We start from the raw sequence: 18213 nt of genomic DNA, 5'->3' as shown, positions 1-18213 counted from the left end.
CCCCGACAATCGGCATTCTCCCCGTAGAATAAGCGAACAGGCAGCCAGTATGATTGACGAGACGTTAAAATCCGGTGACTTCACGGAGCGTGAAGAGCCTTTCCGGCTCTTTGCCGAATGGCTTGAAGATGCCACCAAATCCGAGCCCAACGATCCCAATGCGCTGGCTCTGGCCACCGTCGATCCCGATGGAATGCCCAATGTGCGCATGGTGCTTCTGAAGGGCTTCGATGAGCGCGGCTTCGTGTTCTACACAAATTTCGAGAGCGCCAAGGGACAGGAAGTCCTGAGCGCAAAGAAAGCGGCCATGTGCTTTCACTGGAAGAGCCTGCGCCGACAGGTGCGCATTCGCGGGCCGGTTGAAGTTGTGAGCGATGCCGAGGCCGACGAATACTATGCCTCGCGTCCACGCGGCAGCCGTATCGGGGCCTGGGCCTCAAAACAGTCGCGGCCGCTTGAAAGCCGGTTCGCGCTGGAAAAAGCGGTTGCCGAATACACGGCAAAATTCGCCGTCGGCACGATCCCGCGCCCTTCGCACTGGTCGGGTTTCCGGATCGTTCCGCAAACCATCGAATTCTGGCACGACCGCCCCTTCCGCCTGCACGACCGCGTCGTCTTCAGCCGCGACGAAAAGGGAGACTGGCAAACCGAGCGGCTTTATCCGTAAGACAACCGCCCTCAATCACGGCCTCCTTCTCCCCGCGAGCGGGGAGAAGGTCCCGGCAGGGGGATGAGAGGCAGGCGTTGCATCACTGATCGAGGCGTCCAACACTCCTCGACCCACCCTATTTGCGGCTCATAAAGGCCATGAAGGCGGCCCGCGCTTCATCCGATTTCAGACGCGCGCGAAAATGCTCGCCCTCTTCCCTGATGCGTGCGACAATATCGCCGCGCGGCCCGCGCAACAGATTGCGAGCAATGCGCAGCGCCTCCGGCGGTTTTGCGGCAAGCGCCTCTGCCGCCTTGAAAACCGCATCCTCGAGTTCATCCTGCCCAACCACACGGTGGATTAAGCCTGCTGCGCAGGCATCCTGTGCCGGCAGTCCCTCAGCCGCGACGAGCAGCGCAAATGCGCGCTGATGCCCCATGATTGCCGGCCCAAGCAGGCTCGACCCCGCCTCCGGCACGAGGCCCAGATCCACAAACGGCGTTGAAAACACCGTCGCCGGCGTGGCGAAAGTCAGATCACAATGCATGTGGATCGTCGTACCGATCCCCACCGCAATGCCATCCACACCCGAGACCAGCGGCTTTTCCGCCCCAGCCAGCGCCAGAAGAAAATCATAAACCTCCGCACCGCCTTCGCCACCGGCGGCCACGGCCATGAAATCGGCAAGGTCGTTGCCAGCCGAAAACGCGCCGGGCTGGCCCAGAAGCACATGGCAGCGCACTGCCTCACCCGCGTCACCCGCCTTCAGCGCTTCCGCCATCGCCGCATACATGGCACGCGTGATGGCATTCTTCTTCTCCGGGCGATTGAGACGGATGACCTGCACCGCTCCGCGCCGCTCAATGAGAACATGCTCGCTCATGATCGTCTCCTCAGGCCGAAAGCAGGGCGTCGGCCGCCGCATCGAGGCTCCCCGCCCCCTCCGTTACTCTCTGCCTCAGTGCGCCCGTCTCACCAAGCAGGTTCTCCGCCATGAAACGCACCAGCGCGGCATGGCCGGGGTTTTCGTTGCCGGCAACAGCCCGCGCATTGAAGGCCACGCCGATGACGAGCGAGAAAAGGCGGAGATAGGGCGTCGCGCCCGCAAGCGCCTCGTTCACACGCCCCTCGGCCAAAGTGCTGGTCATGAATGCGGTCGCCGCCTCGAGATCATCGAGCGCGTTGGCCAGCTTCTCGCCAGTCGCCCCCAGACCGCGTGCCTGGGCAACCGCCTTCTGGTCCGCGCGCAACTCGTCAATCAGAGCCGCCACCGCCTCACCGCCCTGAAGCGGCAGCTTGCGCATGACCAGATCGATCGCCTGAATGCCGTTCGTGCCCTCATAGATCGGCGCGATCCGCGCATCGCGGTAGAGTGCAGCAGCCCCCGTTTCCTCCACATAGCCCATGCCGCCATGCACCTGCAGGCCGAGCGAGGCAACCTCCACGCCCACATCGGTGGAAAAGGCCTTCGCCATGGGGGTCAGGATATCAGCGCGCGCCTGCCAGGCTGTCGCCTCGTCGCCCTCGTCAAGCCGTGCCCGGTCGATCGCATAGGCGCAGGCATAGGTGATCGCACGCGCCATCTGGGTCTCTGCCTTCATGGTCAAAAGCGTGCGCCTGATGTCGGGATGCTCGACAATCGGGCTCATTCCGCCATCCTTGGGCGCACCGGCGGCGCGGCCCTGCCGGCGCTCCTGCGCATAAGCAATCGCCTTCTGCGTTGCCGCCTCGGCAATCCCCACACCCTGCATTCCGACCGCAAGCCGGGCGTTGTTCATCATGGTGAACATGCAGGCGAGACCCCGATTTTCCTCGCCAATTAGCCAGCCGACAGCGCCCGGCGTGTCGCCAAACTTTCCATCGCCATAGATCATGGTGCAGGTGGGCGAGGCATGAATGCCCAGCTTGTGCTCCATGGAAGCGCAGAAGACATCGTTGCGCGCACCCAACGATCCGTCGTTATTGACGAAAAACTTTGGCACGAGAAACAGCGAAATGCCCTTCGTTCCCGCCGGCGCATCCGGCAGCCTTGCCAGCACCAGATGCACGATGTTGTCGGTGAAATCGTGCTCGCCATAGGTGATGAAGATTTTTTGTCCGAAGATGCGATAGGTGCCGTCGCCCACCGGTTCCGCGCGCGCCTTGAGCGCATTGAGATCGGACCCGGCCTGCGGCTCCGTCAGGTTCATCGTGCCCATCCATTCGCCCGAGACGAGCTTTTCAAGATAGGTCTTTTGCAGTTCCGGCGTCGCGTGCTTTTCCAGCGCCTCGATGGCGCCAACCGTCAATGTCGGACCGATTGCAAAGGCCATGGAGCCGGAGTTCCACATCTCGATTGCCGCAACCGAAAGCAGCGTTGGCAGGCCCTGCCCGCCAAATTCTTCCGGCGCTGCAAGGCCGTTCCATCCGCCCTCGCACCAGCGGCGATAGAGATCGGCCCAGCCCGGCGGCGTGGTGACGGTTCCGTCCTTTAAGACCGCCCCCTTTTCGTCGCCCACTTTCGCAAGCGGCGCGATTTCCTCCGCCGCAAAGCGTCCGGCCTCGCCAATGATCGCATCCACAAGATCTTCGGAGAGATCGCCAAACCGGCCAGCATCCAGATCGGCGCCGAACCCGGTGACATGTTTCAGGGTGAAGGCGATTTCGTCGACCGGGGCTCGATACATGCTGCAATCCTCCTGATGTCCCGACAGCGCCTGGAAGTGCGGCGCGCGCCAAAATGTCCAGCGTGCGGCCGGGCCCAAACCTACCCGCTCGACCACACCCCCGCCATCATACCTTGGCGCAAGATTGCTAGTTTCTTTTTACGTAAACGTCAATGTTGAAAAGCTTGCAGCCTACCCGGCCGAAGGATAGAACCCCTCCAAAGGAAGGGCCTCAATGCTTGCAAGACCGGAAAAGAACCGCTGCATCGAATGCGGAAAAATGTTCGGAACGCCGGGCTTTGCCTATCATGAAGGCCTGATCGAAAACGGCCCCGCCTACTGGGCGGATCGCGGCATTCTCTGTTCCATCGAGTGTTCGCTCACCCACCACAAAAAGCGGATGGCTGACGGCACCGTCCCTGAAAAACCCGCTCCCGATCCGTTCGAGACGGCGCATCTGTTCGAGGAATAGAGCCGCAGAAAGCTACGCGCCCAGCCCTGAGGCCCCTCAGCCTTCGCGTTCCACCGCGCGCCAGCCAATGTCGCGTCGGCAGAAGCCTTCCGACCAGTTGATCAGATCGACCGCACGGTAAGCCTTTTCCTGAGCCTCTTTCACCGAGCCGCCCAGTGCGGTGACATTCAGCACCCGCCCGCCATTGGCCACCAGCGCGCCGTCCTTCATCGCGGTGCCGGCGTGAAATATCTCGACACCTTCATCAGCACCCGCCGCGTCCACGCCGCGGATCACGGTGCCTTTTTCAGGGCTTGCCGGGTAGCCTTTGGCGGCCAGCACCACGGTCAGCGCCGCCTCGTCGCGCCAGCGGGCAGAGACATGCGCGAGTTGCCCGTCCACAGCAGCATTGATCAGAAGCAAAAGGTCTTCCTTGAGCCGCATCATCAGCACCTGGCATTCCGGATCGCCAAAGCGCACATTGTATTCGATGAGCTTGGGGCCGTCCTTCGTCAGCATCAGCCCGGCATAGAGAACGCCGGTGAAGGGCGTGCCCATCTCCGCCATGCCCTTCAGCGTCGGCTCGATGATCTCGGCCATGGTGCGGGCGAGCGTTTCATCATCCAACACCGGAGCCGGCGAATAGGCGCCCATGCCGCCCGTGTTCGGCCCCGTATCGCCATCGCCAACGCGCTTGTGGTCCTGCGCGGTGCCGAAGGGCAGCGCCGTCTTGCCATCGCACAGGCAGAAGAAACTCGCCTCCTCGCCCTCCAGAAACTCTTCCACGACAACAGAAGCACCCGCCTCGCCGAAGCTGCCGTCAAAGCAGTCGTCGATGGCGGCGATGGCCTCATCCTCCGTCATGGCCACAGTCACGCCCTTGCCGGCGGCAAGCCCGTCCGCCTTGATGACGATGGGCGCGCCCTGCTCGCGCACATAGTCGCGTGCGGCCAGCGCGTTGTCGAACCGGCCATAGGCCGCCGTGGGTATCGCGTAGCGGTCGCAGAGTTCCTTGGTGAAGCTCTTGGAGCCTTCAAGCCGGGCAGCGGCGGCGCTCGGACCGAAGACACGGATACCCGCATCAGTCAGCGCATCGGCAAGGCCGGCAACGAGCGGCGCTTCCGGCCCCACCACAACAAGGTCTATCGCCTTTTCGCGGCAGTAGGCGACAACTGCAGCGTGATCGGAAACGTCGAGCGCCACGCATTCGGCATCCCCTGCCATGCCGGGATTACCGGGCGCTGCATAAAGCTTCGTCAGCACAGGAGATGCAGCCAGCTTCCAGGCCAGTGCATGCTCGCGGCCACCGGACCCGATCAGGAGAACATTCATCGTGCGCATCCCCGCTTGTTCAATCACTGCCTCGGGCTATGGCCCTTCGCGCCGAAAATCAAGGCGCTTGTCCGCCGTTCCCCGACAGAAACGCTTGACGCGGAGAGGCGGGCTTGCCACTCCCTGCGGAGAAGACACATAAAACGGACGGTTTGCACGATGGAAAAGATCCAGTCCCGCCAAGGTCAGGGCCGCGTTGCCGATGCCCCATCCGGCCACTGGGTCTATCGCGTCATGCCGCGCGGCATGTGGCCCTATGCACAGCTTGCCCGCTGGGATCGCCCCATCGGCTGGCAGTTGCTTCTGTGGCCCTGCCTCTGGTCCACGGCCCTTGCGGCCTCCGCCTATGCGCAGCCCGGCGCCCCCCTTGCCGAGGTGCTTCCCTCGCTCTGGCACATCCTGCTCTTCCTCGTCGGCGCGATTGCCATGCGCGGGGCCGGCTGCACCTATAATGATCTGGTGGATGAGCGCATCGACAATGCGGTCGAGCGCACGCGCTCACGCCCCCTGCCCTCCGGTCAGGTTTCGCGCGGTCAGGCGTGGGCCTTCCTTCTGGCGCAGGCGCTGCTCGGGCTTCTGGTGCTCGTTCAGTTCAATGCCTTCGCCATCGCGCTTGGCTTCGCCTCGCTCATCGTGGTGGCGATCTACCCCTTCGCGAAGAGATTCACGGACTGGCCGCAACTCTTTCTGGGACTTGCCTTTTCCTGGGGTGCGCTGATGGGCTGGGCGGCCGATTTCGAGAGCCTGTCGCTCGCGCCCGTGCTTCTCTATTTCGGCTCCATCCTATGGGTGATCGGCTATGACACGATCTATGCCCATCAGGACAAGGAAGACGATGCCATAGTCGGCGTTCGCTCCACCGCGCGCCTGTTTGGCGAGAAAACCCGTCAATGGTTGATCGCGCTTTATGGCGGCGCGCTTCTGTTCTTTGCGGTCGCCTTCGCGCTTGCCGAAGTGCCGATGCCAGCACTTGCCGGCCTTGTCGCCGCAGGTGCCCATATGGCACGGCAAATCCGGGTCATCGACATCGACAACCCGGATCAGTGTCTGGCGCTCTTCCGCTCCAACAATGTGGTTGGCTGGCTGATCTTCCTCGGCCTGATCGGCGGTGGCCTGTGGGCCGTGATCAGCCCACAGTTCTGACCGGCGCAATCAGTCGCGAGCGATAATCTCCGCTCCGCCAACAACCATGCGCACACCCAGGCTGCCGCATCGGCGACGCGCGAGGAAACGCGGGCGGCGCGCCCGAACAGCATGGCCCTGACGCCGATGCTTCGGCGGATTTGCCTTCACCTCTCCAATGCTCTCTTCGAGCGGGCGGGCCAGTCCGTCGGCCTCGATCATCAGCATGGGAAGCCCCAGCGCCTCCGACCATGCACGCCAGTCGGCAGCCACATCATCCAGATCACCCGCCACCAGAAGCGGCACGCACAGCATCGCATCCGTGTGAAGCAGTTCGAGCGTCACCGTCACATCGCCGAGATCATCCTCGATGGCGCGTGCCGCAACGCCGCGAAACGCGCGCGTCGGCAGGGCGAACGTCACCGGCAGGCCGCTCTTGTTGAGAACACGCTTCATGCGCACGCCGCGATTGTCCACAGTAAAGGACACTTCGCCGAAATCGTCGTGCGATGCATAGCTCACCGCCTGTGGCAGGCGAAAGGGGTCGAGCCGCATTGCGCGGCCCGCCCAGACTGGCTTGAGCCCACTGTTCATATTCTTGCCTTCCTGTCACTCCTGAGAGCCGGTTTTCCGGTTCTCTCACCGGGCCGTTTTCGGCCTCGTTATGGAAGGCACCCTAGCGCCGAGCCCGTTACCGTCAGGCTTAGAAAGTCGGTTAAATTTTGCTGACCTTACAGTTGGTTAGCGATTTCCAACCAAGTGTAACGATCTGGCAAGAGGCGTGACCGGGAGGTAAATGGCGCAACCCCGGTACGAAGATGCCTGAGCGCAAGACGCATTGCGCGCCCCGCCCAACGCTTTTGAATTCAGATCACCTTGCGCGGGTTCATGATGCCCGCCGGGTCAAACGCTGCCTTCACCCGGCGCATCAGCTCCGTGGCTATGGCGGGTTGCGTGGCGATCAACTCGTCGCGCTTCATACGCCCGATGCCGTGTTCGGCCGAAAAAGACCCGCCCAGATCGCGCACGATGGCGTGGATGGCATCGTTCATCTTCCGGTAGAGGGCCAGATAGGCGTCGCGGTCGCCATCCTTTGGCTGCGAGATGTTGTAGTGCAGATTGCCGTCGCCCATATGGCCGAAGCAGACCACGCGGCAGCCCGGCGCGACCTTCTGCGCCTCGTCGCCGGCACGCTCGATGAATTCGGGGATCGCCGCCACCGGCACGGAAATGTCGTGCTTGATCGAGCCGCCTTCCGGCTTCTGCGCCTCCGACATGGATTCGCGCAGATGGCGGAAGGCATTGGCCTGCCCTTCGTTCTGGGCAATCGCGGCGTCCACCACCAGCCCTTCCTCGAAGGCGACCGTCAGCACTTCCTCCATCAGCTCCTTGGCATCATCACCGGAACGCCCGGAGGAAATCTCTATCATCACATACCAGGGATGCGCCTCGGTCAGCGGATCGACAGAGCCGGGCACATGCGCCAACGTGAAGGCAAGCGGCGTGCGCTCGATAAGCTCGAAGGCCGTCAGGCCATTGCCGGCGCGGTCATTGGCCAGCTCGAAAAAGCGCAGCGCATCGGCAGGCGTCGGCAGAGCCGCCCAGGCCAGTTCCCGCCCCTTGGGCATGGGAAAGAGCTTCACAACCGCCGCCGTGATCACGCCCAGCGTGCCCTCGCCGCCCACAAACAGATCTTTCAAATCGTAGCCGGTGTTGTCCTTCTTGAGCTTGCGCAGATCGTCAAAAACCTCGCCCGTGGGCAGCACCACCTCGACACCGAGGCAAAGATCGCGCGCCGTGCCATAGGCCAGCGCACCGACGCCGCCGGCGTTGGACGAAAGATTGCCACCGATCTGGCAGGAGCCCTGCGAACCGAGCGATAGGGGAAAAAGGCGGTCCTTCTCGGCCGCCGCGTCCTGCAGCACCTGCAGCACCACGCCGGCCTCCACCGTCGCCGTGTTGGATTTCAGATCGATCTCGCGGATCCTGTTGAGGCGCGAAAGCGAAAGCACGATCTCGTTGCCTTCGCCGTCAGGCATCTGGCCGCCTACAAGGCCCGTATTGCCGCCCTGCGGCACGATCGCCGTGCCGGTTTCGCTGGCAAGCTTCAGGATTGCGCTCACCTCGTCCACCGAGCCTGGGCGCAGCACCAGCGGCGTCTTTCCGCGAAACAGCCCGCGTGGCTCTTCCTCGTAAGGCGCGATCTCCTCCGCAGCGGTCAGGGCGTGGCGCTCGCCGACGATTTTGGCAAAACGGGCGAGAAGAGCGGCGTCGATGGTCATGAAGTTGCGGTTTCCTGAAGCGTTAGCGGTCACGGGGTGCGGCTGCGCGCGCGAGGCGATCATTGATGGCTTCGCCAAGCCCTTCAAGGGGCACAGGCTCGACAGCAATTGTGGCAGCGCCCGACCGGTCTAGCGCAAGCAGATGCGAGAACAAATTGGCTGCCGCCTCGCGCATCTCTCCGCTCTCCGAAAGATTGCGCATGGCAACCGCCCTCTCCGCCCCCGCCACACGTTGCGGCCCAAAGGCAAGCAGCGCCTCTCCCGGTTTCACCTCGGCCACCCCAAGCCGCATATGGGCATTGGGCGCATAGTGAGAGGCAAGCATGCCGGGGGCCTGCACCCCCTTGGCACCACGCATCAGCGCCATACCGGTGACGCGCTCGATCTCATCAGCCGCAACGCCGCCCGGACGCAGAAGCGTAATGCCGTTTTCCTCCACCTTCACAATGGTGGATTCCAGCCCCACCGGCGTCGGGCCGCCATCCACGATCAAAGGAATGCGAGCGCCGAGATCAGCCTCCACCGCTTCGGCCGTTGTGCCGCTGATGCGACCCGATGAATTGGCGCTTGGAGCCGCCACCGGTCGCCCCAGCGCTTCGATCACTCGCGCGCCAAACCCTTTCGGGCAGCGCAGCGCAATCGTGTCGAGCCCGGCAGTGACCAGAGGATGAACGCCGGATCCTGCACGATGGGGCAGAACCAGCGTCAGCGGCCCCGGCCAGAAGGCATCCGCAAGGAGGCGCGCGAGCGGGTTGAAAACCGCGATGCGCTCGGCCATCGCCCGATCCGCCACATGCGCGATCAGCGGATTGAACTGCGGGCGTCCCTTGGTCTCATAAATGCGCGCCACCGCCTCGCCATTGGTGGCATCGGCGGCAAGCCCGTAAACCGTTTCCGTGGGGATGGCGATGGCCTCCCCCGCGCGCAACAGTTCAACCGCCCTGGAAAGGGCTTCCCGCTCCGGCAATATGTCGGCCAAGCACATATCCTCTCAAAAAAGCCCCTGCTGAGTATCGCGCCTGCCGCAGTCGGGCAAGGTCGCGAATCCACGGGTTTGCTGAATCTTAAGGGAATTCGCGTCTTGTTGTCCGGGCGATATGAAATGCGCGCAAAGACCGCCAATGATTGGGGGAAGAAGAATGCAGTCATGGCCCGTAAAGCCGCTGCTCGTCACCATGCTGCTTTTTGCGGCCGGGGGCGTTCGTGCTTCATCCCTCCTCGAACTCCTGAACGAAGCATCGCCCCAGCCGCAATCGACCGTGGTTCTACGGCAGATCGAGCGAAAGTCCCCTCCGCAAACAGCACCGAGCCAGCCGCTTCTCTCCTACCCGGCTCCATCCTTCAGCCAGGCGCAGGCAGCGGAGCTGCTCCGGCTTTCTCCGTCCATGATCGGCATTGGAACCCCTTTGCCCGCGCTGCACCCGGAAGCGGGAGAGATCACCAGCGCCATCCCGCGCGGCCAACACCGGATGCCGCAGATGATCCGCGGCGGTGAGACCGGTACCGTGCCGCCACGGCAGGTTTCCGCCCCTCGGCCGTCGCAATCCGAAGCGGCCGCATCGAAGGAGCGCAGGCCTCAGGCGCGACCGGAACCGGAACCTGAAAACACTGCCGCAGTGGAACCTCCCGCACCGCCGCCAGTCGGCGAGCCAGTGGGGCATCCCGAATAGCTCCTGTCATCAGGCTGGCAGGAGAACGGCTCACGCCCGGCTTGACGTCTTGTGCAGCGCGGCGCACCTTCCGCGCATCACTGTTCGGAGACCAACGCCATGCTCACCTTCATGAAAATCCTGCATTTCTTCGGCCTCATGCTGGGGGCGGCCGGTGGCATGGGCGGCATGCTGGTGGCCATACAGGCCAAACGCTCCGACGGCGCGCCGCCACCCGGCCTTCTGGCGCTGCGCCCGCGCTTCACGCTCATCACGCTTTCAGGCGTTGTGCTCCTGTGGCTGACAGGCCTTTGGCTTTGGCTGGTGCGCTATGAGGGCGCGCTTTTGAGCACGGCCTTCCTGCTCAAGCTCGTGGCGGCGGCCTTCATCCTTGCCGTCGCCGTGCTTGGCTTCATGGCCGTGCGGCGCGGCCAGCCCGGCACGCCGCCTCCGGCCTATCTGCAGCGGCTCGGCCCGCTGGCGGGCCTCGCCTCCTATATCGCCGTGGCGCTGGCGGTCTACGTTTTCGGCTAGCTAGATCGCCGTGCGTCCATCCGGACGCACAAAGGACGATCTAGACGATTGATGGAGCATCGGAATAAACCGAAAACCGGTTTCCACTTTTCGGTCCGATGCTCTAGCCAGTGATGCGGGAGAAATCCGCGACCTGTGCCGTGGCGCTGCGAATGCGTGAAAGCAGCGCCAGCCGGTTTGCCCGAACCGCTTCGTCTTCCGCATTGACCATCACGCCATCGAGGAAGGCATCGACCGGCTGGCGCAGCCGCGCCAGGAAGGACAGCGCCTTCACATAATCATTGGCGGCGATGGCCTGAGCGGCAAAGTTCTCCGCCTCTTCCAGACTGTCGAACAGCGCCCGTTCCTCATCGGTTTCAAAGAGCTTCGCATCGACCGTCCCGGCGATGGCCGTTCCCTTCTTCTCGGCATCGGCCACGATGTTCGCCGCCCGCTTGGCGCCCGCCAGAAGGTTCTCGCCATCCGTAGTCGCCAGAAACTCCGAAAGCGCCTCCACGCGCCGCACGATCAGGAGGAGGTCGTCGGCATCATCGGCGATCACCGCATCGATCAGATCATACCGCGCACCCTGATCGCGCAGATAGACTTTGAGGCGATCATGGAAGAAGGAGAGGAGGTCGGCAATCTGCGTATTGATGATCCGCTCGTTTATATTTCTACTAACACTTAGAGATGCAGGACTCCCAAAAATCCCGACATTCTGCTTTGCCATTTGAGCCTTAAGGGCAGCAGTATCTACATCTTTGACAACAGACTGCCGATGTTTTTCACAGATATCTACTAGAGTAGAGAACAAGCCGTTCTCAATCACCGTCCGGATCACCCCCAGAGCCGCGCGTCTCAGCGCATACGGATCCTTGGAGCCCGTGGGCTTCTCGTCAATCGCCCAGAAGCCCACAAGCATGTCCAGCTTGTCCGCCAGCGCAACGGCCACGGCCACCGGGTCGGTCGGCACGGCGTCGTTGGGCCCCTGCGGCTTGTAGTGATCCTCGATGGCCGCTGCCACCGCAGCGCTCTCGCCCTGCAGTTCGGCATATTTTCGGCCCATGAAGCCCTGCAGCTCGGGGAATTCTCCCACCACCTCGGTCTGGAGATCGGCCTTGGCGAGATGCGCCGCGCGCACGGCCTCCGCCGGGTCCGCCCCCACCACAGGCGCAAGCTCCTTTGCCAGTGCCGCAATCCGCGCCACGCGCTGACCCTGCGTGCCGAGCTTGGCATGGAAGGTCACGCCCAGATGGTCGAGCCGCGCCATGCGCTGGTCGAGCGGCTTTGAAAGATCGAGCCCGAATTTTTCAGCCGATTCCTCAAGCCTGCCGAGATCCGGCAGAGAAGCCTGGTCCGTCTTCCAGAAGTAGAGCGCATCGGAAAGCCGTGCCCGCACCACCTTGCCATTGCCATGCGCGATTTCCCTGCCGCCGTCCTTCGCCTCGATATTGGCGGTGATCACGAAGCGGTTGGACAGCTTTTCCGTCTCGCCCTGCGGGCGGCAGACAAAGCATTTCTGGTTGGCGCGGATCGTCAGCCGGATCACCTCCGGCGGAATGGTCAGATAGTCTTCCTCGAATTCGCCGAGCAGCACCACAGGCCATTCCACAAGGCCGGAGACCTCTTCCAGAAGCCCCTCGTCTTCCACAAGCTCCAGCCCGTTGGCGAAGGCCAGATTGCGCGCGTCGTCGAGGATGATGCGCTTGCGGCGATCAGGGTCGAGCACGACCTTCGCCGCTTCCAGTTTCTCCACGTAATCATCGAAGCGCCGCACGGTCATGGCATCGGGCGCATGGAAGCGGTGGCCGAAGGTGATATTTCCGGAGCGGATGTCGTCGATCTCGAAATCGACCACCACCGGCTCCTCGGTTTCCGGCCCGAAGGTGCACAGGATCGATTGCAGCGGGCGCACCCAGCGCAGGCTGCCGGGCTTTGCCGAGGCTGCGCCCCAGCGCATGGATTTCGGCCACGGGAAATTGCGGATGATGCCCGGCATGATCTCGGCAACGATCTCTTCGGCCGCCCGGCCGGGCTTCTCGATCACCGCGACATAGAAATCGCCCTTTTTCGGGTCGCTCTGGATTTCCGCCTCATCGATGGAGGAAAGCCCCGCCCCGCGCAAAAAGCCCTGAATGGCCTTTTCCGGCGCGTCGGTGCGCGGACCCTTGCGCTCCTCGCGCACATCCCTGGAGCGGGCGGTCACGCCGCGAATGTCGAGCGCCAGCCGGCGCGGCGTCCAGTATTCGGTGGCCGCCTCATAGGTCAGCCCCGCATCCACGAGACCGTCCGTCACCAGCTTCTTCAGATCGCCGGCGGCCTTGCGCTGCATGCGGGCGGGAATTTCCTCGGAGCGGAGTTCGAGAAGAAGATCGGGCATTGGGAGGTCTCTGAAAAGCGGACTGTATCGCGCCCGGCAATAGCAACTCCGCCCGCCAATGTCACCCGCCACGCGGCGCGAATGAACCTTTTCGTCGCCCGGTGCGACTGACCGGTATCAGATCACCACCCGGACGAGAACCATGACAGCCGCCCCCGCTCTCCTGCATTCCATCGCGCTCTGCGCCTGCCTGACCATCCAGGCCGTGCCGGGCAGCATCGAGCGCCCCTCCGGCATCCGCCGCGCCCTGCAGACGCTTTCGGCTGAGCGAACACCAGCCACCGTCATCCCGGAAGCCCGAAGGGCTATCCGGGACCCATTGGAAGAACATCAAGAGGCGCGGCCCGGTTCTGTTTGGGCAACCCTTGGCGATGCCGGTCTCTTCTGAGGAAATCGGCCCCGCTGCTCAATGGGTCCCGGCTCTCCCTTTGGTCGGCCGGGATGACGCGGATAAGGTCCGACCGAGAAACCAGAACCTACTCCTGCGGCGCAGGCGTCATCCAGCCGATCGTCGCGCCACCCGGCTCGCGCAGGATGGCAATGCGGCCGACCCCCGGCACATCGAAGGGTTCACGCAGAACCTCGGCACCCTTGCCCTTCGCCTTGTCGAGAGCCCCATCCACGCCGTCGACCGCAAGATAAGGCATCCAGTGTTCGGGGACACCTTCGAAATCCGGGCCGGCCATGGTGAAAATGCCGGCAACCGGCGCTTCGCCCACCATGGCAATCCAGTAGGTCTGCCCGCCGCCCATATCCATGTCGTCAAAGGTCCAGCCCACCGTGTCCGCGTAGAAGCTCTTTATCTTCTCCGCGTCGCGGGTCATCAGTTCGTTCCAGTGGAAATAGCCATGCTGTGTCATGATTTCCTCCCTTGGCCCCGTACGAAAAACGGGGCGCATCCATGATACGCCCCGTCGCTTCAATCACCAAAGGAAGTTGGTTCAGGCCGCAGCTTTCTCCGCGCCGCCCGCATCCGTCTTCAAGAATGCCTCGCCGCAGGCTTTCGCCAGTTCACGCACGCGCAAAATGTAGCTCTGCCGCTCCGTCACGGAGATCACGCCGCGTGCATCCAGCAGGTTGAAGACGTGGCTCGCCTTGATGCACTGGTCATAGGCCGGGAACACGCATTTGTGCAGATGCCCCTCATCCGCCGGCGCGCCGGCCGTAAGGATCGCCTGGCATTCGGCCTCGGCATCCTTGAAATGCTGGAACAGGATGTCCGTGTCGGCATATTCGAAATTGAAGCGCGAATATTCCTGCTCGGCCTGCAGGAAGACGTCGCCATAGGTCACCTTGGCGTCGCCTTCGAGGCCGTTGAAGTTCAGGTCATAGACATTGTCGACGCCCTGCACATACATGGCGAGCCGCTCCAGACCATAGGTCAGTTCGCCGGCAACAGGCGCGCATTCAATGCCGCAGACCTGCTGGAAATAGGTGAACTGCGAAACCTCCATCCCGTCGCACCAGCATTCCCAGCCAAGGCCCCATGCGCCCAGCGTCGGGCTTTCCCAGTCGTCTTCCACGAAGCGCACATCATGCGTCGCCATGTCGAGGCCGATGGCCTCCAGCGAGCCGAGATAAAGCTCCTGCAGGTTCGACGGGTTCGGCTTCAGGAGCACCTGATACTGGTAATAGTGCTGCAGCCGGTTCGGGTTCTCGCCATAGCGGCCATCGCTTGGCCGGCGCGAGGGCTGAACGTAAGCCGCATTCCACGGTTTCGGCCCGAGCGAGCGCAGCGTCGTTGCCGGGTGAAACGTGCCCGCGCCCACTTCCATGTCATAGGGCTGCAGGATCACGCAGCCATGCGCGGCCCAGTAATTGTGCAGGGTCAGGATAAGCCCCTGAAACGAGCGCGTGGGGTGCGTGTTGGGCAGATCGGTGCTTGGCGCGGTCACAATGCTTCTCCGGATGGTGCCGGCACGTCCTATTCCGCGCCCCGGCAAGCGTCAAGGCCGATGGGGCGCGGAAGGAACGAACTCACTCAGGAAGCCGGATTTCCTGGCCTGCGCGAAGCAGGTCGGGATTGCGCCGGAGATCGGGATTGATCGCCAGAATTTCGCGGAACCGTTCGCCGTCGCCAAGCTGCTCGACAGCGATGGACCAGAGCGTCTCGCCGGGTTTTATCGTGTACATCGCATCGCCCATGGCGGCCTTTTCGGCTGCGTCGGGTGCCTTGGCTTCGCTCTTCGGCTCATCTGTCTCGCCGCTGGGTGTCGCTTCGGACACGCCCGTCTCATCAGAGATCACCGTTTCCGGGGACGAAACCTCGGCCACCCGCTTTGCCTCCTTATCGGGCAGCCCTTCTTTCAGCTTCTTTTCCACCTCGGCGAGCAGTTCGGGCTCGGGATCGAGGTCGCGCGCATGCGACCATTGATAGGTGGCTTCCAGCCTGCGGCCCGTGCGCCAGTAGGCATCGCCCAGATGGTCGTTCAGAACCGGGTCTTCAGGACGGAGCGAAACGGCGCGCTCAAGCTCCTTCGCCGCTTCCTCGTAACGGCCAAGACGATAATGCGCCCAACCGAGCGAATCGACGATGTAACCGTCATTGGGGCGCAGTTCGACCGCACGGCCGATAAGCTCCAGCCCCTCCTCCAGCTTGATGTTCATGTCGACCCAGGAATAGCCCAGATAGTTCAGCACCTGAGGCTGATCGGGATAAAGCTCCAGCGCCTTGAAGAAATTCGGCTCCGCCTTTTCCCACTCCTTCAGCCGCTCATAGGCGATGCCGCGCTGGTAGAACAGGCTCCAGTCTTCGCGCTCCGGCTCTTTGATGCGCGCAACAGCGCGGTCATAGACCCCGGCGGCAGAGCGGAAATCCTTCTGCACCGCATAGACGCGGCCCAGAGAAAGATAGGCGCGAATATCGTCAGGGTCCTTTTCGATGGCGGCGTTCAGATAGGTCTCCGCCTCATCGTGCCGGTCGAGATCGGCAAGGTTCAGTCCCGTCTGCAGTTCGGCCAGACGGCGCCACGGCGAGCCCGGCTTGATCCGATCATAAAATCCAATGGCCTTTTCAGGCTCGCTCTGCTGCTCGGCGAGCGAGGCGAGCTGGATCAGGATATCGTCATTGTCGGGGCTCAGCGCCAGTGCATAATTCAGGTAAAGCTTTACGAAAGGCTCGCCGCCACCACGGTTGAGTGCGGTGGCGATGTTGAGCAGGATTTCGGCAGCACCGGCGCGCGGATCAGGCACCGGAAACGCGACCGGTTCGTCTGCCTCGATCTTTTCGCGCAGAATTGTCGTGGCAGCGCGGCCGGTGATGTAGGTTTCCCCCTTCTCGAGCGCGGCAAGCGCCTTGTCCTTTTCGCCCCGGCCGACCAGCCAGGCCGCATAGGCTTCGGCCGCACGCATATAGGTGTCCGGGCCGGCCGATGCGGCTGACACGTCGCCGAGCAGCGCATCGAAAGCCTTCTCGGCTTCGGCATCCCTGCCGCTCTGCGCCAGCATGAGCGCACGGTGATACGACTGGAACAGGCGGTACCAGTCGGGCCCTTCGAGGTCACCGAGGGTTTTGAGCGCCTCATCGGCCCGCCCCTGTCCCAGCTCCGTCCATGTGGACATGATGGACGTGATCAACCGGTCGAGATCCGATTCCAGAACGAGCTTCAGCCAGTTCTCGGCCTGCGCGTATTTCTCCTTGCGCAGCGCATCGACGGCGAGACCGAGCCGCGAAAAGCGCTCCATTTCGGGTACGGATTTCAGAGCCCGGGCGTGCGGCAGCGCATCGTCGAACCGGCCCTCGGCGACCAGCGCCAGGAGCAGGCTTTGCTGGATGCCCTGATTGTCCGGCTCAAAGGCAAGCGCGCGCTCGTAATAATCGATGGCGCTCTCGAAATCATTGTCCGCCTCGGCAGCCCGTGCGGCAAGAAAAGCGCCAGAGAACGAGGAAATCGCGATCAGGTCCCGATCGTCGGCGCCTCCCTCCTTCGCCATGCCCGTTTGAGGAGCAAGCGCGAGGAACCCCGCGAGGCCAACCGTTGCCAACAGTCCCGAGTTGAAGCGCTTTCTCATTTACCGTCCCGCTGCATACTGTCCTCGTCTCTTCTTCCTCCGCCAAAGCGAAGAGGTTGGGAATCCGTTTTTCCCTCGCAGACAAGCATGGCCTTTTTGCGGAAACGCTTCAACGGGGACTGTCTCCCCTGATATCAGGTCACCCGGCTGATGCAGAAATCAATCACATCAAGAAGCGCGTCTTTCTGCGGCGTCGGCCTGAGCGGTGCCAGCGCATCGCGGGCGATTTCGCCAAAGTGGCGCGCCCGTCCGATCGTGTCGCCAATTGCGCCATGCTTGTGCAAAAGCCCGATCGCCTTCTCGAGCGCCGCGTCGTCGCACTGATTGTCCTCGATGGCGCTTTTCCAGAAGGCCCGTTCATCCGGGCTGCCGCGGCGATAGCTCAGGATCACCGGCAGGGTCACTTTGCCCTCGCGAAAATCGTCGCCGACATTCTTGCCGAGGTCCGAGCTCTTGCCGCCATAGTCGAGTGCATCGTCGACAAGCTGGAACGCCAGGCCGAGATTGGTGCCGTAGGAGCGCAGCGCCGCGCGGTCGTTGCGGGTCGCGCCCGCCACAACGGGGCCGACTTCGGCAGCCGCCGAAAAGAGGGCGGCCGTCTTCGCCTTGATGACCGCCAGATACTCGTCTTCGGTCGTCTCGAGGTTCTTGGCGACGCTGAGCTGAAGCACTTCGCCTTCGGCAATGACGGACGCCGCCGTGGACAGGATGTCGAGCGCGTCGAGCGAGCCGACCTCGACCATCATGCGAAACGCCTGGCCAAGCAGGAAGTCGCCCACCAGAACGCTTGCCTGATTGCCCCAGATCATGCGCGCTGTCTTGCGGCCACGGCGCAAATCGCTTTCATCCACCACGTCGTCATGCAGCAGCGTGGCCGTGTGCATGAACTCCACACTGGTGGCGAGCTTCACATGCCCCTCACCCTCATAATCGAACATCTGGGCGGCGGCGAGCGTTACCATCGGGCGCAGGCGCTTGCCGCCGGAATCGATGAGATGTTTTGCCAGTTCCGGGATGAGCTCGACGTCCGAACCGGCCTTCGACAGGATCAGTTCGTTGACGCGCGCCATTTCGTCAGCGGTCAGGTCCATGAGGCTTGCGACGGAGGCTGCGCCACGCTTGCCATCGAGATTCAACACTACACCCACAGATGGTCCTCCAATCACGACCGGACAC

General features: G+C 63.0%; 17 protein-coding genes. 6 read left to right on the top strand and 11 right to left on the bottom strand.

What is annotated here, in order from left to right:
- Positions 1–49 precede the first annotated feature (49 nt).
- Positions 50–667 carry a pyridoxamine 5'-phosphate oxidase gene (gene pdxH / locus KUG85_RS09850; RefSeq protein WP_223005050.1) on the top strand — a complete coding sequence of 206 codons (618 nt, stop codon included), beginning with the start codon at positions 50–52 and terminating at the stop codon, positions 665–667.
- A gap of 118 nt (positions 668–785) precedes the next feature.
- On the opposite strand, the gene KUG85_RS09845 is transcribed toward pdxH, so the two are convergent.
- The gene (locus tag KUG85_RS09845; protein ID WP_223005049.1) at positions 786–1532 is read right to left on the bottom strand and encodes a crotonase/enoyl-CoA hydratase family protein; all 747 of its coding nucleotides are present in this window, start codon (positions 1530–1532) and stop codon (positions 786–788) included.
- 10 nt (positions 1533–1542) lie between these two features.
- Entirely contained in the window at positions 1543–3315 is a 1773-nt protein-coding gene (locus KUG85_RS09840; RefSeq protein WP_223005048.1) for an acyl-CoA dehydrogenase, read from the bottom strand.
- Between the two features lie 214 nt (positions 3316–3529).
- Between KUG85_RS09840 and KUG85_RS09835 the strand changes: the two genes are divergently transcribed.
- Positions 3530–3766, top strand: a complete 237-nt coding sequence (locus KUG85_RS09835) for a hypothetical protein (protein WP_223005047.1) — start codon at positions 3530–3532, stop codon at positions 3764–3766.
- A gap of 36 nt (positions 3767–3802) precedes the next feature.
- On the opposite strand, the gene purD is transcribed toward KUG85_RS09835, so the two are convergent.
- Positions 3803–5077: a phosphoribosylamine--glycine ligase gene (purD, locus tag KUG85_RS09830; protein WP_223005046.1), complete on the bottom strand. Its 1275-nt coding sequence runs from the start codon at positions 5075–5077 to the stop codon at positions 3803–3805.
- A gap of 159 nt (positions 5078–5236) precedes the next feature.
- Between purD and ubiA the strand changes: the two genes are divergently transcribed.
- Complete coding sequence (gene ubiA, locus KUG85_RS09825) at positions 5237–6220, top strand: 4-hydroxybenzoate octaprenyltransferase (RefSeq protein ID WP_065816094.1); 984 nt, start codon at positions 5237–5239, stop codon at positions 6218–6220.
- A gap of 9 nt (positions 6221–6229) precedes the next feature.
- On the opposite strand, the gene KUG85_RS09820 is transcribed toward ubiA, so the two are convergent.
- The 3 genes from KUG85_RS09820 to KUG85_RS09810 all read right to left on the bottom strand — a co-directional run bounded on the left by KUG85_RS09820 (position 6230) and on the right by KUG85_RS09810 (position 9460).
- Positions 6230–6793, bottom strand: a complete 564-nt coding sequence (locus KUG85_RS09820) for a DUF6101 family protein (RefSeq protein ID WP_025029476.1) — start codon at positions 6791–6793, stop codon at positions 6230–6232.
- A gap of 272 nt (positions 6794–7065) precedes the next feature.
- Positions 7066–8481, bottom strand: a complete 1416-nt coding sequence (locus KUG85_RS09815) for an FAD-binding oxidoreductase (protein WP_223005045.1) — start codon at positions 8479–8481, stop codon at positions 7066–7068.
- Between the two features lie 22 nt (positions 8482–8503).
- Complete coding sequence (locus KUG85_RS09810) at positions 8504–9460, bottom strand: L-threonylcarbamoyladenylate synthase (protein ID WP_223005044.1); 957 nt, start codon at positions 9458–9460, stop codon at positions 8504–8506.
- Between the two features lie 160 nt (positions 9461–9620).
- Between KUG85_RS09810 and KUG85_RS09805 the strand changes: the two genes are divergently transcribed.
- On the top strand, positions 9621–10151 hold the full coding sequence (locus KUG85_RS09805; protein ID WP_223005043.1) for a hypothetical protein: 531 nt from the start codon (positions 9621–9623) through the stop codon (positions 10149–10151).
- Between the two features lie 99 nt (positions 10152–10250).
- A complete protein-coding gene (locus KUG85_RS09800) occupies positions 10251–10664 on the top strand; it encodes a hypothetical protein (protein WP_223005042.1) in 414 nt (137 codons plus the stop codon).
- Positions 10665–10767: 103 nt separating this feature from the next.
- Here KUG85_RS09800 and glyS read toward each other — a convergent pair whose 3' ends face one another.
- Positions 10768–13026 carry a glycine--tRNA ligase subunit beta gene (gene glyS, locus KUG85_RS09795; RefSeq protein ID WP_223005041.1) on the bottom strand — a complete coding sequence of 753 codons (2259 nt, stop codon included), beginning with the start codon at positions 13024–13026 and terminating at the stop codon, positions 10768–10770.
- A 142-nt stretch (positions 13027–13168) separates the two neighbouring features.
- Here glyS and KUG85_RS09790 point away from each other — a divergent pair, with 142 nt between their 5' ends.
- Complete coding sequence (locus tag KUG85_RS09790) at positions 13169–13414, top strand: hypothetical protein (protein WP_223005040.1); 246 nt, start codon at positions 13169–13171, stop codon at positions 13412–13414.
- Positions 13415–13502: 88 nt separating this feature from the next.
- Here KUG85_RS09790 and KUG85_RS09785 read toward each other — a convergent pair whose 3' ends face one another.
- The 4 genes from KUG85_RS09785 to KUG85_RS09770 form a co-directional block, all read right to left on the bottom strand.
- Positions 13503–13886, bottom strand: coding sequence for a VOC family protein (locus KUG85_RS09785; RefSeq protein WP_223005039.1), 384 nt, complete (start codon positions 13884–13886; stop codon positions 13503–13505).
- A gap of 81 nt (positions 13887–13967) precedes the next feature.
- On the bottom strand, positions 13968–14900 hold the full coding sequence (locus tag KUG85_RS09780; RefSeq protein WP_407673661.1) for a glycine--tRNA ligase subunit alpha: 933 nt from the start codon (positions 14898–14900) through the stop codon (positions 13968–13970).
- Positions 14901–15003: 103 nt separating this feature from the next.
- Positions 15004–17037, bottom strand: coding sequence for a tetratricopeptide repeat protein (locus KUG85_RS09775; protein WP_223005037.1), 2034 nt, complete (start codon positions 17035–17037; stop codon positions 15004–15006).
- A gap of 134 nt (positions 17038–17171) precedes the next feature.
- Positions 17172–18185 (bottom strand): polyprenyl synthetase family protein, encoded by a 1014-nt coding sequence (locus KUG85_RS09770; protein ID WP_090329643.1) that lies wholly within the window; start codon positions 18183–18185, stop codon positions 17172–17174.
- Between the last annotated feature and the right edge of the window lie 28 nt (positions 18186–18213).

Source organism: Nitratireductor rhodophyticola (genome assembly GCF_019891355.1).
Taxonomy (GTDB): domain Bacteria; phylum Pseudomonadota; class Alphaproteobacteria; order Rhizobiales; family Rhizobiaceae; genus Nitratireductor; species Nitratireductor rhodophyticola.
This window is presented reverse-complemented; position numbering and strand designations above follow the sequence as displayed.

Bases quoted from the DNA above. Each gene is read 5' to 3' on its own strand.
- KUG85_RS09845 (WP_223005049.1), bottom strand. From the start codon at position 1,532: ATGAGCGAGCATGTTCTCATTGAGCGGCGCGGAGCGGTGCAGGTCATC.
- KUG85_RS09785 (WP_223005039.1), bottom strand. From the start codon at position 13,886: ATGACACAGCATGGCTATTTCCACTGGAACGAACTGATGACCCGCGAC.
- KUG85_RS09775 (WP_223005037.1), bottom strand. From the start codon at position 17,037: ATGAGAAAGCGCTTCAACTCGGGACTGTTGGCAACGGTTGGCCTCGCG.
- KUG85_RS09815 (WP_223005045.1), bottom strand. From the start codon at position 8,481: ATGACCATCGACGCCGCTCTTCTCGCCCGTTTTGCCAAAATCGTCGGC.
- pdxH (WP_223005050.1), top strand. From the start codon at position 50: ATGATTGACGAGACGTTAAAATCCGGTGACTTCACGGAGCGTGAAGAG.
- ubiA (WP_065816094.1), top strand. From the start codon at position 5,237: ATGGAAAAGATCCAGTCCCGCCAAGGTCAGGGCCGCGTTGCCGATGCC.
- glyS (WP_223005041.1), bottom strand. From the start codon at position 13,026: ATGCCCGATCTTCTTCTCGAACTCCGCTCCGAGGAAATTCCCGCCCGC.
- purD (WP_223005046.1), bottom strand. From the start codon at position 5,077: ATGAATGTTCTCCTGATCGGGTCCGGTGGCCGCGAGCATGCACTGGCC.
- KUG85_RS09805 (WP_223005043.1), top strand. From the start codon at position 9,621: ATGCAGTCATGGCCCGTAAAGCCGCTGCTCGTCACCATGCTGCTTTTT.
- KUG85_RS09820 (WP_025029476.1), bottom strand. From the start codon at position 6,793: ATGAACAGTGGGCTCAAGCCAGTCTGGGCGGGCCGCGCAATGCGGCTC.
- KUG85_RS09840 (WP_223005048.1), bottom strand. From the start codon at position 3,315: ATGTATCGAGCCCCGGTCGACGAAATCGCCTTCACCCTGAAACATGTC.
- KUG85_RS09790 (WP_223005040.1), top strand. From the start codon at position 13,169: ATGACAGCCGCCCCCGCTCTCCTGCATTCCATCGCGCTCTGCGCCTGC.
- KUG85_RS09800 (WP_223005042.1), top strand. From the start codon at position 10,251: ATGCTCACCTTCATGAAAATCCTGCATTTCTTCGGCCTCATGCTGGGG.
- KUG85_RS09835 (WP_223005047.1), top strand. From the start codon at position 3,530: ATGCTTGCAAGACCGGAAAAGAACCGCTGCATCGAATGCGGAAAAATG.